We start from the raw sequence: 13,166 nt of genomic DNA, 5'->3' as shown, positions 1-13,166 counted from the left end.
CAAAATCCCCAAAATCAAAATCCCCAAAATCAAAATTTAGATTATCAAATTTTCGATTATAATCATTCCAACAATCTTCTTTTTCAAAAAAATTCAGAAATCAAATATGTTGTAGAATTAAATCAATATGGATTAATTGTTGATAAAAAGATAAAATGGTTGATGGATCAATATCCTTACGTGGATATTCATAATTATATAGTTATGCCAAATCATTTTCATCTTATTTTAGAAATTGATAGAAATAAAACTGCTCAAAATTCTACAAAAATAAAATCACTTTCAAGTTTGATAGGAGCATTAAAATCTACTTCATCAACTGAAATTCATAATGCAGGGTTGATAAAATTTGCCTGGCATCGTTCATTTCATGATCATATTATAAGAGATGAAAATGCTTATAATAAAATTTTTGATTACATCAGTAATAATCCTAAAAATTGGTTCAAAGATAAGTTTTATGCAATTTAAAACAACTCCAATTGCGTTGGTTGAGGTGCTTTAGGTACTTCGGCTTTGCCCCAAAAATTGAGAATATTGCCAAATTGTTTATCCGTAATTCGCAAAACACTCACTTTTCCCAAAGGTGGCAAAAGCTTGTGAATACGTTTTTCATGTACATCCGCACTTTCGCTACTCGCACAATGACGTACATAAACCGAAAATTGCATCATGCTAAAGCCATCTTTTAGCAAATTGTTTCGAAATCCGGAAGCATTTCTTCGGTCTTTCTTGGTTTCGGTTGGTAAGTCAAAAAATACAAATAGCCACATAATTCGGTATCCGTTTAGTTCCATAATGTTGGATATTTGATTTTTTTTCGTTCGCCACTATAGCATTGTTGTAATGAACTGGCTGTTTTTTGCAAAGCAACCATCAACGGACTTTTCTCTTCTTTAAAATAAACCGTTCGGGTTAAAATTTGTAACAGTTCTGCTTTAATTTTGGTGTTCAATTCTTGTTCATCAAATTGCTGCATTAATTCATACACTTTTTCATCCACCAACGGACGAAAGGGTTCCATGATGTCATCCGCCAAAGCAAAAGCATTGTATTTACTTTTATGATGAATGCCAAGCGTATTCAATAAACCACTGGCCGACAAAGCTCGTGCAGTTGCAGCTCTCAGAATGGCATAGCCATAATTTAGAAAATTATTAGGATAATGCCCAAATCGTTCCCGTTTAAAATCAGTATCCAAAATCGGTTCCGCTTCATTGGATTGAAAAAAGGTTTTCCAATAAAAATTGGCCGCTACACCTTCCATGTTTCCGGTATCACCACTCAACACTTTGGAAGCTAAAAAGTCAAAGTTGTTTTTCTTTTGTGTAATTTTTGCTAATAAAATCCCTTGATTGGTGATTTTTTCAACAATCGTTTGTTGCCATAATTGTTTTTTTAATGGGGCAGATGCATCAATTTGATTTTTGAAAATTTCTTGTTGAATATGATGACTGTTTAGATTCATGAAAAGGCCATTTGGTAAATGATTTTTACCACAAATAATGACTGAGGCGTTGTTTTCCACCAATAAATTCATCGCCGGAAGGCTCAAATAAATTTCAGCATGATCAAGCAGAATAAATCCTATATCTTCAATAGGAATGGAACTTTCTCTTGTTTCGGTTTTAATTACCAATTGAAGATTTTTACAAGTAACCGATGCCTTGTTTTCTAAAAGTATTGATTTTTTTAACATAAAAAGGACAATTAAGAATAGTCAAGTTTATGAAAATCAATCACATAGACAAATTTTAATAAAAAAACCCGATATACTACGCATATATCGGGTTAAAATTGAATTATCTTCGAGTTAAATCAATGATTTTCCGGTCATTATCGCGGGTTTTTCAATGCCCATTAACGTTAAAATAGAGGGAGCAATATCACCCAAAACTCCATTTTGAATGGAAGTCAATTCTTTATCAACCAAAATCACCGGCACTGGGTTAGTTGTATGAGCGGTATTTGGTGTTCCGTCTGGGTTAATCATCGTTTCACAGTTACCGTGGTCCGCTATTACTATTGTGGTATAATGATGAGCTAAAGCGGTTTCAATCACTTCTTTCACACAAACATCAACGGCTTCGCAGGCTTTTATGGCGGCTTCCATCACGCCGGTATGTCCAACCATGTCGCCATTGGCAAAATTTAAGCACACAAAATCAACTTCTTCTTTTTGTAATTCAGGCACTAAAGCATCTTTCAATTCAAAAGCACTCATTTCAGGCTGCAAATCATAAGTGGCTACTTTTGGCGAATTGCGTAAAATTCTGGTTTCGCCTTCAAAAGGTTCTTCTCGTCCACCGGAAAAGAAAAAGGTAACATGCGGGTATTTCTCTGTTTCTGCAATTCTGATTTGTTTTTTGTGGTTTTTTTCCAATACTTCACCAAGCGTTTCGGTAATATTGTCTTTGTTGTAAATGACTTTTACATTCTGATAGGTTTCATCATAATTCGTCATGGTCACATAATACAAATCCAATTTATGCATGTTTTGTTCATGAAAATCCCGTTGTGATAAGGCTTCGGTTAATTGTCTTCCACGATCTGTTCTAAAATTAAAGAAAATAACCACATCGCCATTTTGAATTGTTGCAAGTGGTTTACCATTATTATCCGTCATGATAATAGGTTTAATGAATTCGTCTGTTACGTTAGCATCATAACTTTTTTGAATGGTATCTAGTGCATTGGTAGAAGGCGTTCCAATTCCATTCACTAGCAAATCATAAGCTTTTTTTACGCGTTCCCATCTTTTGTCACGATCCATAGCATAATATCTCCCACAAACAGAAGCGAGTTTTGCCTTGGTATGTTGAAGATATTTTTCCAAAGATTCGATATAACCTTTACCAGATTTAGGATCTACATCACGGCCATCGGTAAAGGCGTGCACAAAAACATATTCTAAACCAAAATCTTCTGCGGCATCCAATAATCCTCTCAAGTGAGATGTATGCGAGTGAACGCCACCATCAGAAACCAAACCTAAGAAGTGTACATTTTTATGATTGTTTTTCGCATAGGAAAAAGCATTTTGTACCACTTTTTCTTCATTCAATGTTTTATGTTGAACAGCCAAATTAATTCGGGTTAACTCTTGATAGATGATTCTTCCGGCTCCTAAATTCATGTGACCTACTTCAGAATTACCCATTTGACCCTCAGGCAAACCAACATTTAAACCATCTGTTCGCAATTCAGCGTTTGGATATTTTTGATAGAGTGCATCAATAAAAGGGGTGTTAGCGTGATCAATGGCAGAAACTTTTGGGTCAGGAGAATGTCCCCAACCGTCTAAAATCATTAAAATTACTTTCTTATTCATGTTCGGTTTATTTCGAACAAAGATAAGTAAAGCGAGTTTTTTTCAAGCGAAAGATTATGATTTTTTAACCCAGTTTTTTGCTTTGTTGTAATCTATAAAATAACGTAAACTCACTGAAAAAACATGATTTAGATTGTCTTCAAATGTTTTAGAAATATTTGAGCCATAATTTTTGTCAATATCACTTCTGAAATCTTGAGCATTATTTCTGTATAAAGCCGTAAGCTGACTTCCCGGAGCAAACCACCATGAATACGACAAATCAAAATTCCACAAATTGAAATTAGCATTTTTATTGGAAGAATAGGTTCCGTTTTCTGTAAAAGTTCCGTCTTCTAATAAGGTGTGATATTTGATGTTTTCAGCAAATGACCAATAATGACGAGTTGATAAATTAAAGGTCATTTTTTCATTTATGGCAAATTTTCCGGAAATGGAATTGCTAACGGTTGTTCTATTTCGTTCGGCTAAAATTATATTGTCATCTTCGAAATCAACCCATCCAATATCACTGTTTTGACGGTTAAAACTCGTTCGATAGACTAAGGTCAATTTATCTGAAAATCGGTATCGTGGACTCACAAATAGTCCGTAACCCCATCTATTTTCTTGTTCCGTTGTAAAAATAGAAGGTTCAAAATCAATTGCAAATTTTCGATTATAATTGGAAGAGAAATACGCCCAAAAATTAGCATTTACAGGAATTTGAACCACTCTACCCGGTATTCTGGCTTCATAAAAATCATACATCTTTGCGGGGCTAAAACCAATTCCGTAACCAATAAAATCATTCTTAAGTGTGCTCGAATTTACATTGACATTAATATAGTGTTCCATTGATTTTCCGGTGGTGTTTTCAAATTGATTATAATAATTGAAATTGATTCGGAAGGAATTAAAAACCTTTGTTGGGTTTAAAATTCGGTAATTTACATTGGTATATATATTATGATAATTCGTGATAAAGTTGATTCCTAAATCATTATTGTCAAATTCTTTAGACATATATTTCGAAGCAATCGAATACCGTAATTTGCCATATGTTTTTGCTAAATTCAAGTAGGCAGTATACCCATTGTAATTTCTTTCATCATACACACTACTCATCTTCAAATCGCCGGAAACATTATATTTATTGCCTTTTGAATTTAAATCATATACCAAAGCGGTAACATTTGCATCTCTGAAATCGCCAAAACGGGTAACATTTGTATTCACAAACGATACAGATGAATTTTGGTTAAATCGTTGATCAAAAACCAAAACGTTATAATTGGTTAAAGGTTCAACTAACACACTACGTGTTTCATCGGTTTCGGTATTTTTGACCTTCACAAATGTTCTTTCGGTAATTGCATTTAGTAGTCCAATTCCTAAACCATCTTTTGTACGCCCCGAAATTTTTAATGCATTAATCAAATTTACCGCTTGCGGGAAATCCTGAACAGTTTCGTTTTCATTCAATTCAGGATAAGTACTTGGCGGACCACCAATTCGTCTGGAATAAACCAAATCGCCTTTTGAAAACAAATCAGTTCCTTCCGTAAAAAAAGGTCGATTTTCATTAAACTGTTGTTCAAAAGGACCTAAATTTAAGACTACATTATCAAAGGCCGCTTGACCAAAATCAGGTACTAAAATAGCATCAAGCGTAAACGATTCATTGATGCCGTATTTGATGTCCATTCCTATTTTACCGGTGCTTTTTGTTCCATTATTATTTGATTCAACATAGCCGGAAGTGTAGGGAATAAAAAATAAACGAGTGGGTGGAGTAATGTTTTTTATCCCTTTTAGTTCGCCGGCTTGATTGATAAATGATCCTATTGCTCTATCAATTGGGTTCCAAGTGAATTTTTGACGTAATCGTCGCAATTCTCTAAAAAAATTAATTCCCCATGTTTGATTTGCCTCTGATGAAAAACGCAAAGCTGCGTAAGGAATTTCCATTTCAACTTGCCAACCTTCTTCGGTAATTTGCACAGCACTGTTCCAAATGGCATCCCAAGAATAATCTTCGCCATTTTCGGTGGCTAAACAATCCATTTGAACTCCAGATGCCGAGACAAAAAAGCGAAAATCTTGTTGACCATCATTGAAACCATTCACAAAAATGCCAAATAAGTCAGCCGTTCCAAAGTTATCACGTTGTGTGATTTCTTTGTTGATCAAATGCACCTCGGAGTCGAAAAGAGTTGCCGCAATATAAAGAGCATTATTGTCATAAATCACTCTAACTTCAGAACGAAATTCTTTTTTTTCAGGTGTTCCATTGTCCGGTTCAAACATAAAAAAATCTTTCGCAATTGGCGTTTTCATCCAAATACTTTCATTGAATTTTCCATCAATGGTTATGGATTCTTCTGAGCGAATGGCTTCTGTTTCTTTTTTCTGTCCAAAGGAAAGACTAGAACAACAAATTAAGGTACAAAAAGTGAGTTGATGGATGATTTTCATGTTGATTGATGATGATTCATTTGCTTGAAAAAAACCTTTTTTAAAGCAAACATTTCTAAATAGACGTAGTTTTTGTTTTGTTGTTACAGTTGAATACTAATTTTCTTTTTTCTTCGTTAATCCTACATCATAACTTAATTTATAGTGAAATATTTGATTTTTAGTGAAATAAATTTGCTTTTAAAATTTTAATTTATATTTTTGGCGTCCCAAGTCTAATTTTTAACCTATAGAATACCAATGAATTACAAGCTTTTACCGGTGCTGTTATTTGGAATGTTTTCTTTTACCACACCGACCAAAAATACCACAGACCCAAAATACATTGCTGCTTCAACTAAAACTGCTTTCGAATCGAAGGTGTTTTCATTGTACAATAATTTGAACAGCAATAACTTTAAACTTCCTCAATTAGAAAGTTTTTCTAAAGCGTTAGAAGGGTTTTATCAATTAAAACAAAAAGGAATCATTCAAAACGATATTTTAACGTTAGTTGATTTCAGTTTATCTGCCAATTCAAAACGATTGTGGGTAATTGATATGACCACTAACACCATTTTATACCATACTTTAGTGGCTCATGGTAGAAATTCCGGTGAGGAATTTGCCGCTACTTTTTCAAACAAATCAGAATCTTTTCAAAGTAGTTTAGGGTTTTATCTTACAGGTGAAACGTACATTGGGAAACACGGATTATCAATGCGTTTAGATGGTTTAGAAAAAGGAATTAATGACAATGCTCGCGACAGAGCGGTGGTAATTCACGGAGCTGATTATGTTTCTGAACAATTTATCAAACAAAACAAACGATTAGGTAGAAGTCAAGGTTGTCCTGCTTTACCGGTTGAATTAAATCAAGAAATTATTCAATTGATTAAAGAAAAATCATGTTTGTTTATTTATCATCCTTCCAGAAGTTATAAAATTGCCTCGAAATTAATTTCGTAGCTTTTTATACAATTCTTGATCTAATCCGTAAACATCATCTCTAAAAATCAACTTGTTGCTTTCGCTCCAAGCCGTCCAATATAAAAGATGAACATAAATTGGTTTGGTAATGTTTACATTTTTGGTTTTGGCTTCTGCAATTGTGGCATCTATTTTTTCTTTGTTCCAATTGATTGAATCGGCAATTAAATATTCTGTTAACTCAAAAGGATCTTGCACTCTCACACAACCTGAACTTAAAGAACGATTTTCTCGTTCAAAATAACCTCTTGTATTTGTATCATGCAAGTAAACTGAAAACCGATTTGGAAACATGATTTTTACCAATCCTAACGAATTAGATTTCCCCGGAGTTTGCACATACCGATATGATTTCCCTTTTGAAGGCACCCATTCGGATGGACTTACGACTGAATTTCCTTCGTAAATTGTAATATTTTTTGTGGCAAAATAACCTCTGTTTTTGGTTGCAGCCGGAATTACATCTTCTTTTAATATGGTTGGAGGAACGGTCCACGTGGGGTTAAAAACGATATAACTCAATTTTGAAGAGAGTATTGGCGTGCTTCTACTGGCTTTACCAACAATGGTTCGGTGCGTTCTAACGGTATCTTTATCATTAATTACCCGTAAGGTATAATCAGGAATATTTACGATTACGTATTCTTTTTCAAATGTTCTGGGATACCATCTCCAACGTTCCATGTTGGCAATAATTTGTTCTTTTCTTTTTTGTTTGGTAAAATTAAAGGATGCAATCGTTCCTTTTCCAATCACACCATCGGGAGCTAAACCATGCCGACTTTGGAAATTTTTTACGGCATTAAAAGTAGCTTCGTCATATATATTGGTTAATGAATCAGGAGTTTTCATTTCTTTCCAATAGGATAGTCTTTTTTTGATTTCTATGATTATTTCATTGGTGTCGTTTAATACTATTTTGTCCTTGATTTCGAGTTTTTTGAAATTTTCATCAGGAAATTGTTGAAGTAATTTTAAACTTTTTTTCAACCGTTTATAAACCAAATGTGGGGGTGCAATTTCATTCAGAGCAAAATCAAAAGAGTCTTTTCGTTGAAAATGTAAAAGAAGCTTTTGTTCATCAATTTTATTTTCTTTCAAGTCCCAATCCTTGTATAATTCTTTGGGGTTTAAAGAGCCTTTAGCTGTTTTGGAGATAAACTTTTTAAGGTTTTTTGTGAGTAAAATATCGTAGTCAATCAATTCTTTATCAGAAAGTTTAGCAATTGATTTTTCATTTTTATTGATTTTTTTTAAATCAAAATCTTTCGGATTTAAACCTTCGTCCTCAACATTGTTTAGTAAGTTTAAAAGTGATTCTCTACAATTAAAGGCCATCCAATAGGTTCTGTTTTGATTGGCTTGATAAAAAGCAATAACAATAGAATCTTTGATGGATAGAATTTGGGTGGAATCAATCGCTAAGACCTTACCTTCATCGGTAATTTCGATTGGGGGATGTGGTTTTGAGGTTTTGTCTGTTTTTTTTTGTTCGGTACAAGAAAGAACAAAAACAACCAAAAGTAAAAGATAAAATTGTTTCATCATAGAACTGTAATATACCGAATTAGTGCAAATGTAATGCCACAAAAAAGAGAACCATATACAAAAACGAAGGTATAACTTTTTAAGAATAAATTCATTACAAAAGCAGTGTAGTTTTTTGCTATTTTTTTCAAAAAAAATTTGCAACAAAGAAAAATATTTGTCTATATTTGCACTCACATTTGCGGAAGTAGCTCAGTTGGTAGAGCTCCAGCCTTCCAAGCTGGTTGTCGCGAGTTCGAGCCTCGTCTTCCGCTCTTAATTTAAAGTCTGAACAATTGTTTAGACTTTTTTTATGCACATAGGCGAGAAATTTATTTCGATTTTTATCGGGAAGCCTCGTCTTCCGCTCTGCTAAAAACCTCAAACGAAAGTTTGGGGTTTTTTTGTGGAATAACTTTATCTCAGATTTTTCAGCTCAAAAGAGAAATTGTTAAAAAGCGACACTCTTTAAAATGTTTGAAAACATCTTAAAGCGATTGTTTTGAATAATGTTATTTTCTAAGCTTTCCGTGCTTTCTGTGAGAGAATTAATTACAAAAACCCATCATCTCACTCTCACTTTCCACCTCAATCGTTTCTTGATTTTGCCGGAATAATCGTGCAGATAAATTACCCTTTAAAACAATTGAATCGCCTTTAACATCCAACCAACTACCTTCTCGCAAGCCAATAACCGGTTGTGGATTAAATTGATGAAACTCTTTGATGCGGGTTTCGCGGGTTTCGCCCATGTGTTTCGATTGCAAATCAGCATCCAAATAGTGTGGATTGAGATTAAACGGAATGACTCCTAACGTTTCAAAACTTGGCGGATAGATAATAGGCATATCATTCGTGGTTTGCATGGTGAGTCCACAGATGTTACTTCCGGCACTGGTTCCTATATAGGGTGTGCTGTTTTCGATTGCTTTTTTCAAAGGGAGCATCAAGTTTTGTTGATGCAATTGCTTAACGAGTAAAAATGTATTTCCGCCACCGGTAAAAATACCTTCTGCTTTTTCAATGGCTTCGATTGGGTTTGCAAATTCATGTAAACCTTTTACTTCAATATTTAATTTAGAAAAAAAAGATTTTACTTTTTGCGTGTATTCTTCATGGGAAATTCCACCCGGTCTGGCATAAGGCACAAACAAAATGGTTTTGCATCCGGCAAAATGGAGTTGTATTTCTGGATGTAAATACTCTAGATAATTGCCCCCGTGAAGTGTTGAAGTACTTGCAATAAGTAGGTTTTTCATGATTTCTGTTTTCACAAAAGTACGCAACAGAATGATTTTATTTTTATCAGATTAACAAAAAATTACAAGCTTATTGGGAAATTCTTGGCAAGCTATTGTAATACTTTTACTTAAATTTATTGATGATGAAGTATTCATTTCTTTTTCTATTTCTATCTGTTTCAACGATTACTCTCGCTCAAGATTCTCTTAAAATTTGTAAAGGAAGAATCTTAGCTCAAACTTCTCATTTGGAAGGAATACATGTTATCAATCTTCAAACAAAAAGAGGAACAACTACTGATGAAAGGGGAAACTTTTCTCTTTTTGCTCGTAAAAATGATACGCTCTTATTCTCTGCTGTTCATCTTCAAGGAGTTGAAAAAATTGTGGAAGCCATTCATTTGCAAGATGAAATACTATTGGTAAAAATGGAACTAACCATCAGTCAATTAAATGAAGTAGTTTTGCAATCGTATTCCCAAATAAATGCCTACGATTTGGGAATTGTTTCTCAAAAGCCAAAAAATTATTCACCCGCAGAACGTAAATATAAAGCAGCAACCGGTTATGATGCAAGAATTGGTCTTGCCACATCATTTTCAGCTGATCCTTTATTGAATTTGCTCTCAGGAAGATCCGCAATATTGAAAAAAGAAATGGAGGTTGAGCGAAAAGAAAATTTAATAGAAAAAATTAAATATCTTTTTGACGATACTTTTTTAGTTAAAAAATTGATAATTCCACTTGAATATCTAAATGCATTTAGGTTTTATATCGTAGAAGATAGTAAATTTGTGAGAACGCTTTTGGCAAATAATACAACACTGGCAACTTTTTTAATTGGTGAGTTGGCTGAAGAGTATAAAAAAATCTTACATGAATAAAAAACTTTTCCTTATTATCCTGATTTTTTCAACCTTTTCAGTTGTAGCACAAACTGAAATAATAGGAAAGATTACTGTTAATGGAAATGTTTGCGAAGGTGTTCATGTTCTTAATTTAGTTTCTGAAAAGGCAACAATTTCCGATGCAAGTGGTCTTTTTTCTATTAAAGTAAATGAGGATGATTTGCTTGTGTTCTCGGCAGTTCATCTGCATTATTGGCGAAAAAGTATTTCCAATGATGACATAAATGAAGGATTTATTCATATTGAAATGACTATTAAAGAACAAAAATTGGATGAAGTTGTTTTGACAGGATATAGTAAAATCAATGCTCAAGATTTGGGAATTATTGATTACAAACCTAAGTCATATTCGCCGGCAGAAAGAAGATTGCGACCTGCTCAGTTAAGATCTATTGATATTATAAATTTTAATTCTATCATTCTTCCACTTGATCCATTGTTGTATTTGATAGCTGGAAAAACAAAGCAATTAAAAAAAGAACTTCAAGTTGAAATAAAAGAAATGCGTTTAGAGCGATTAAGAGAATTATATGAAGAAAATTATTTTATAAATAATTTAAAGATTCCTTCTGAATATGTTGGGAGTTTTCAATATTACGTTATTAAAGATGACGAAGCAATGCAAAAAATGACAATTCAAGATAAAACGGCCTTGACATTTAGAATGGCAGCCTTGGCTAATGATTTTTTAAGTTATATAGCTAATAATGATTAAGTTAAATTTCATTATTGTCCTGATTTTTTCAACCTTTTCAGTTGTAGCACAAACTGAAATAATAGGAAAGATTACCGTAAAGGGAGTTCCGGCAGAAGGTGTTCATGTGATTAATTTAGTGACTGAAAAAGCGGCAGTTTCTGATGCAAAAGGTGAATTTAAAATGACTGTGAGTGAAGATGATTTGTTAGTGTTTTCCGCTGTTCATCTTTTATATACTCGCAAAAGTATTTCGGCAAACGAAATTAAAGCAGGTAGGGTTGAGGTAAAAATGGAAGAGAAAGTGAATCAATTGGATGAGGTGGTGGTTTCCGACAAAGCCGATGTAGATGCAAAAAGTTTGGGCATAATCAATTATACACCCAAAAAACTTACTCCGGCGGAACGAAAATTATATACCGCAACTTCCGGAAGTGGAATTGTACCGCTTGATCCGATAATCAATTGGATTTCCGGACGTACAAAAATGTTGAAAAAGGAAATTGAAGTTGAGAAAAGAGAACGATATTTGAGAAGAATAAATGCCTATTATGAAGATGCTTTTTTTATCGAAAATTTAAAAATTCCTGAATTATATGTAGAAGGGTTTAAATATTATGTAGTTGAAGATATTAATTTAACTCAAGCTCTTCAAGCAAAAAATAAAATTAGATGTACTTTTTTGTTAGGTGAATTGGCCCAAGATTTTTTAACGTATTTAAATGAACATGAAAAATAAATTACTCGTACTATTGTCATTCTTTTTCTCACTTTCTACTTTCTCACAATTTGTGCAAAGAGAGGTGATTAAAGGACAAATTATTTCTGAATCACACGTAGATGAAAATGTTACGGTGTTTAATATTTCAAGTAATAAAGGAGCAGTTTCAGATCAATTTGGCTATTTTTCAATTTATGCCCGTCCAACAGACACGTTGGTTTTTTCTAGTGTTGTTTTTAAATCCAAGCATTTGGTTTTAGATGAAACAGATTTTAAAGTAATCATAGTTAAAGTTAAATTAGAAGAATTCATCAATGAATTAGATGAAGTGGTGGTAACCCCGAAAACTCTTTCAGGTATTTTAGAAAAGGATTCAAAAAATCTAAAAGTGACCGATTTTAAAGAAGATTTGGATAAAAACAAAATTGTAAATCTTATGGTAGAGGGTGATCAATATTCAACACTGCGAAATACGGCTATGCCAAACGATGGAACCATCCTATATGGAATGGATTTTATTGAGATTGGTAAAATGATTGGTAAAATTTTCAAAAAAGATAAACCGGAAAAGAAAATTGTGTTTACTTCCAATAAAAATTTTCAAGAAGCAGTTAAAGATAAATTTACCTATCATTTTTTTACAGAAACGTTAGGATTAGATCAAGATGAAATTGGTTTGTTTTTGAGTTTTTGTGATACTGATCCAAGTGTGAAAAACTTGTTGGCGGTTAATAAAGAAATTGATTTAATTGATTATTTAATCAGTAAAAGCAAAGAGTATAAAAAAATACACAAAAAGTAAAAAAATGAAAAAATTTGTTTTTTTTGGAGCTATTTTGATGTTGTTTTCCTCTTTTTCACTCCATAAATTTTATGTTTCAGTCACGCAAATTAATTATGTTGCAGAAAAGAAAACCATTCAAATCACAACCCGAATTTTTGTTGATGATTTGAACAATGCTTTAGGTAAAAAACATAAAAAAAATGTTTATATCGGTTCTATAAAAGAAACAAATGAGGAAGTTGACTGGTTAAAAAAATACCTCGAAACTAATTTTTCCTTAAATATTAACGGCAAGGAAAAAGAAGTTGTTTTTCTGGATAAAGAAATGGAAGATGATGTGCTAATTTGTTATTTAATAGTCAAAAACATTTCCAAAATTAATTCGCTTGAAGTTAAGAATATGCTTCTATTTGATTTTCTTCCTGAACAACAAAATATCATTCACACACAAGTTTTAACGCAAAAGAAAAGTGCTTTATTGACTTCTGATCATCCCGTGGAGTTGTTAAAATATTGATAAAATGAAAAGAGCAC

The 13,166-nt window shown here is 32.9% G+C and carries 13 protein-coding genes and 1 tRNA gene; 8 read left to right on the top strand and 6 right to left on the bottom strand.

What is annotated here, in order from left to right:
- On the top strand, nt 1-471 hold a 471-nt coding region (locus tag H601_RS15855), incomplete at its 5' end, for a transposase (protein WP_051220766.1).
- Here the strand turns inward: H601_RS15855 and cas2 are convergent.
- From cas2 to H601_RS0113495, 4 genes are all read right to left on the bottom strand, one after another.
- A complete protein-coding gene (cas2, locus tag H601_RS0113510; protein ID WP_026711985.1) occupies nt 468-797 on the bottom strand; it encodes a CRISPR-associated endonuclease Cas2 in 330 nt (109 codons plus the stop codon). The two genes, H601_RS15855 and cas2, sit on opposite strands and share 4 nt — an antisense overlap.
- Nucleotides 788-1,699: a type II CRISPR-associated endonuclease Cas1 gene (gene cas1, locus H601_RS0113505; RefSeq protein WP_026711984.1), complete on the bottom strand. Its 912-nt coding sequence runs from the start codon at nt 1,697-1,699 to the stop codon at nt 788-790. The genes cas2 and cas1 overlap by 10 nt, the downstream gene beginning before the upstream one ends.
- 114 nt (nt 1,700-1,813) lie before the next feature.
- Nucleotides 1,814-3,331: a 2,3-bisphosphoglycerate-independent phosphoglycerate mutase gene (gpmI, locus tag H601_RS0113500; protein WP_026711983.1), complete on the bottom strand. Its 1,518-nt coding sequence runs from the start codon at nt 3,329-3,331 to the stop codon at nt 1,814-1,816.
- Nucleotides 3,332-3,385: 54 nt separating this feature from the next.
- The gene (locus H601_RS0113495; protein WP_035656064.1) at nt 3,386-5,788 is read right to left on the bottom strand and encodes a DUF5916 domain-containing protein; all 2,403 of its coding nucleotides are present in this window, start codon (nt 5,786-5,788) and stop codon (nt 3,386-3,388) included.
- 240 nt (nt 5,789-6,028) lie between these two features.
- On the opposite strand from H601_RS0113495, the gene H601_RS0113490 reads away from it, so the two are divergent.
- Nucleotides 6,029-6,736: a murein L,D-transpeptidase catalytic domain family protein gene (locus H601_RS0113490; RefSeq protein WP_026711981.1), complete on the top strand. Its 708-nt coding sequence runs from the start codon at nt 6,029-6,031 to the stop codon at nt 6,734-6,736.
- Here H601_RS0113490 and H601_RS0113485 read toward each other — a convergent pair.
- Nucleotides 6,725-8,302, bottom strand: a complete 1,578-nt coding sequence (locus H601_RS0113485; RefSeq protein WP_026711980.1) for a L,D-transpeptidase family protein — start codon at nt 8,300-8,302, stop codon at nt 6,725-6,727. The two genes, H601_RS0113490 and H601_RS0113485, sit on opposite strands and share 12 nt — an antisense overlap.
- A 184-nt stretch (nt 8,303-8,486) precedes the next feature.
- On the opposite strand from H601_RS0113485, the gene H601_RS0113480 reads away from it, so the two are divergent.
- Nucleotides 8,487-8,559, top strand: a tRNA-Gly gene (locus H601_RS0113480).
- 273 nt (nt 8,560-8,832) lie between these two features.
- Here H601_RS0113480 and pepE read toward each other — a convergent pair.
- The gene (gene pepE, locus H601_RS0113475; protein WP_051220765.1) at nt 8,833-9,543 is read right to left on the bottom strand and encodes a dipeptidase PepE; all 711 of its coding nucleotides are present in this window, start codon (nt 9,541-9,543) and stop codon (nt 8,833-8,835) included.
- Between the two features lie 125 nt (nt 9,544-9,668).
- Here pepE and H601_RS0113470 point away from each other — a divergent pair, with 125 nt between their 5' ends.
- Genes H601_RS0113470 through H601_RS0113450 form a run of 5 tightly spaced genes read left to right on the top strand, consistent with a single transcriptional unit; the run spans nt 9,669 to nt 13,149 of the window.
- On the top strand, nt 9,669-10,409 hold the full coding sequence (locus H601_RS0113470) for a carboxypeptidase-like regulatory domain-containing protein (RefSeq protein WP_026711978.1): 741 nt from the start codon (nt 9,669-9,671) through the stop codon (nt 10,407-10,409).
- Nucleotides 10,402-11,148 (top strand): hypothetical protein, encoded by a 747-nt coding sequence (locus tag H601_RS0113465; protein WP_026711977.1) that lies wholly within the window; start codon nt 10,402-10,404, stop codon nt 11,146-11,148. The genes H601_RS0113470 and H601_RS0113465 overlap by 8 nt, the downstream gene beginning before the upstream one ends.
- Nucleotides 11,141-11,866, top strand: coding sequence for a carboxypeptidase-like regulatory domain-containing protein (locus tag H601_RS0113460; RefSeq protein WP_035656059.1), 726 nt, complete (start codon nt 11,141-11,143; stop codon nt 11,864-11,866). The genes H601_RS0113465 and H601_RS0113460 overlap by 8 nt, the downstream gene beginning before the upstream one ends.
- Nucleotides 11,856-12,650: a BamP family beta-barrel-assembly machinery protein gene (gene bamP / locus H601_RS0113455; protein ID WP_026711975.1), complete on the top strand. Its 795-nt coding sequence runs from the start codon at nt 11,856-11,858 to the stop codon at nt 12,648-12,650. Before H601_RS0113460 ends, bamP begins: the two co-directional genes overlap by 11 nt.
- 4 nt (nt 12,651-12,654) lie before the next feature.
- Nucleotides 12,655-13,149, top strand: coding sequence for a DUF6702 family protein (locus H601_RS0113450; RefSeq protein WP_026711974.1), 495 nt, complete (start codon nt 12,655-12,657; stop codon nt 13,147-13,149).
- Nucleotides 13,150-13,166 lie beyond the last annotated feature (17 nt).

The organism is Flavobacterium filum DSM 17961, from assembly GCF_000425465.1.
GTDB lineage: Bacteria > Bacteroidota > Bacteroidia > Flavobacteriales > Flavobacteriaceae > Flavobacterium > Flavobacterium filum.
Note: the sequence above shows the minus strand (reverse complement) of the source record. Positions and strands in the feature narration are given on the sequence as shown.

Bases quoted from the DNA above. Each gene is read 5' to 3' on its own strand.
- cas2 (WP_026711985.1), bottom strand. From the start codon at position 797: ATGGAACTAAACGGATACCGAATTATGTGGCTATTTGTATTTTTTGAC.
- cas1 (WP_026711984.1), bottom strand. From the start codon at position 1,699: ATGTTAAAAAAATCAATACTTTTAGAAAACAAGGCATCGGTTACTTGT.
- gpmI (WP_026711983.1), bottom strand. From the start codon at position 3,331: ATGAATAAGAAAGTAATTTTAATGATTTTAGACGGTTGGGGACATTCT.
- H601_RS0113495 (WP_035656064.1), bottom strand. From the start codon at position 5,788: ATGAAAATCATCCATCAACTCACTTTTTGTACCTTAATTTGTTGTTCT.
- H601_RS0113490 (WP_026711981.1), top strand. From the start codon at position 6,029: ATGAATTACAAGCTTTTACCGGTGCTGTTATTTGGAATGTTTTCTTTT.
- H601_RS0113485 (WP_026711980.1), bottom strand. From the start codon at position 8,302: ATGAAACAATTTTATCTTTTACTTTTGGTTGTTTTTGTTCTTTCTTGT.
- pepE (WP_051220765.1), bottom strand. From the start codon at position 9,543: ATGAAAAACCTACTTATTGCAAGTACTTCAACACTTCACGGGGGCAAT.
- H601_RS0113470 (WP_026711978.1), top strand. From the start codon at position 9,669: ATGAAGTATTCATTTCTTTTTCTATTTCTATCTGTTTCAACGATTACT.
- H601_RS0113465 (WP_026711977.1), top strand. From the start codon at position 10,402: ATGAATAAAAAACTTTTCCTTATTATCCTGATTTTTTCAACCTTTTCA.
- H601_RS0113460 (WP_035656059.1), top strand. From the start codon at position 11,141: ATGATTAAGTTAAATTTCATTATTGTCCTGATTTTTTCAACCTTTTCA.
- bamP (WP_026711975.1), top strand. From the start codon at position 11,856: ATGAAAAATAAATTACTCGTACTATTGTCATTCTTTTTCTCACTTTCT.
- H601_RS0113450 (WP_026711974.1), top strand. From the start codon at position 12,655: ATGAAAAAATTTGTTTTTTTTGGAGCTATTTTGATGTTGTTTTCCTCT.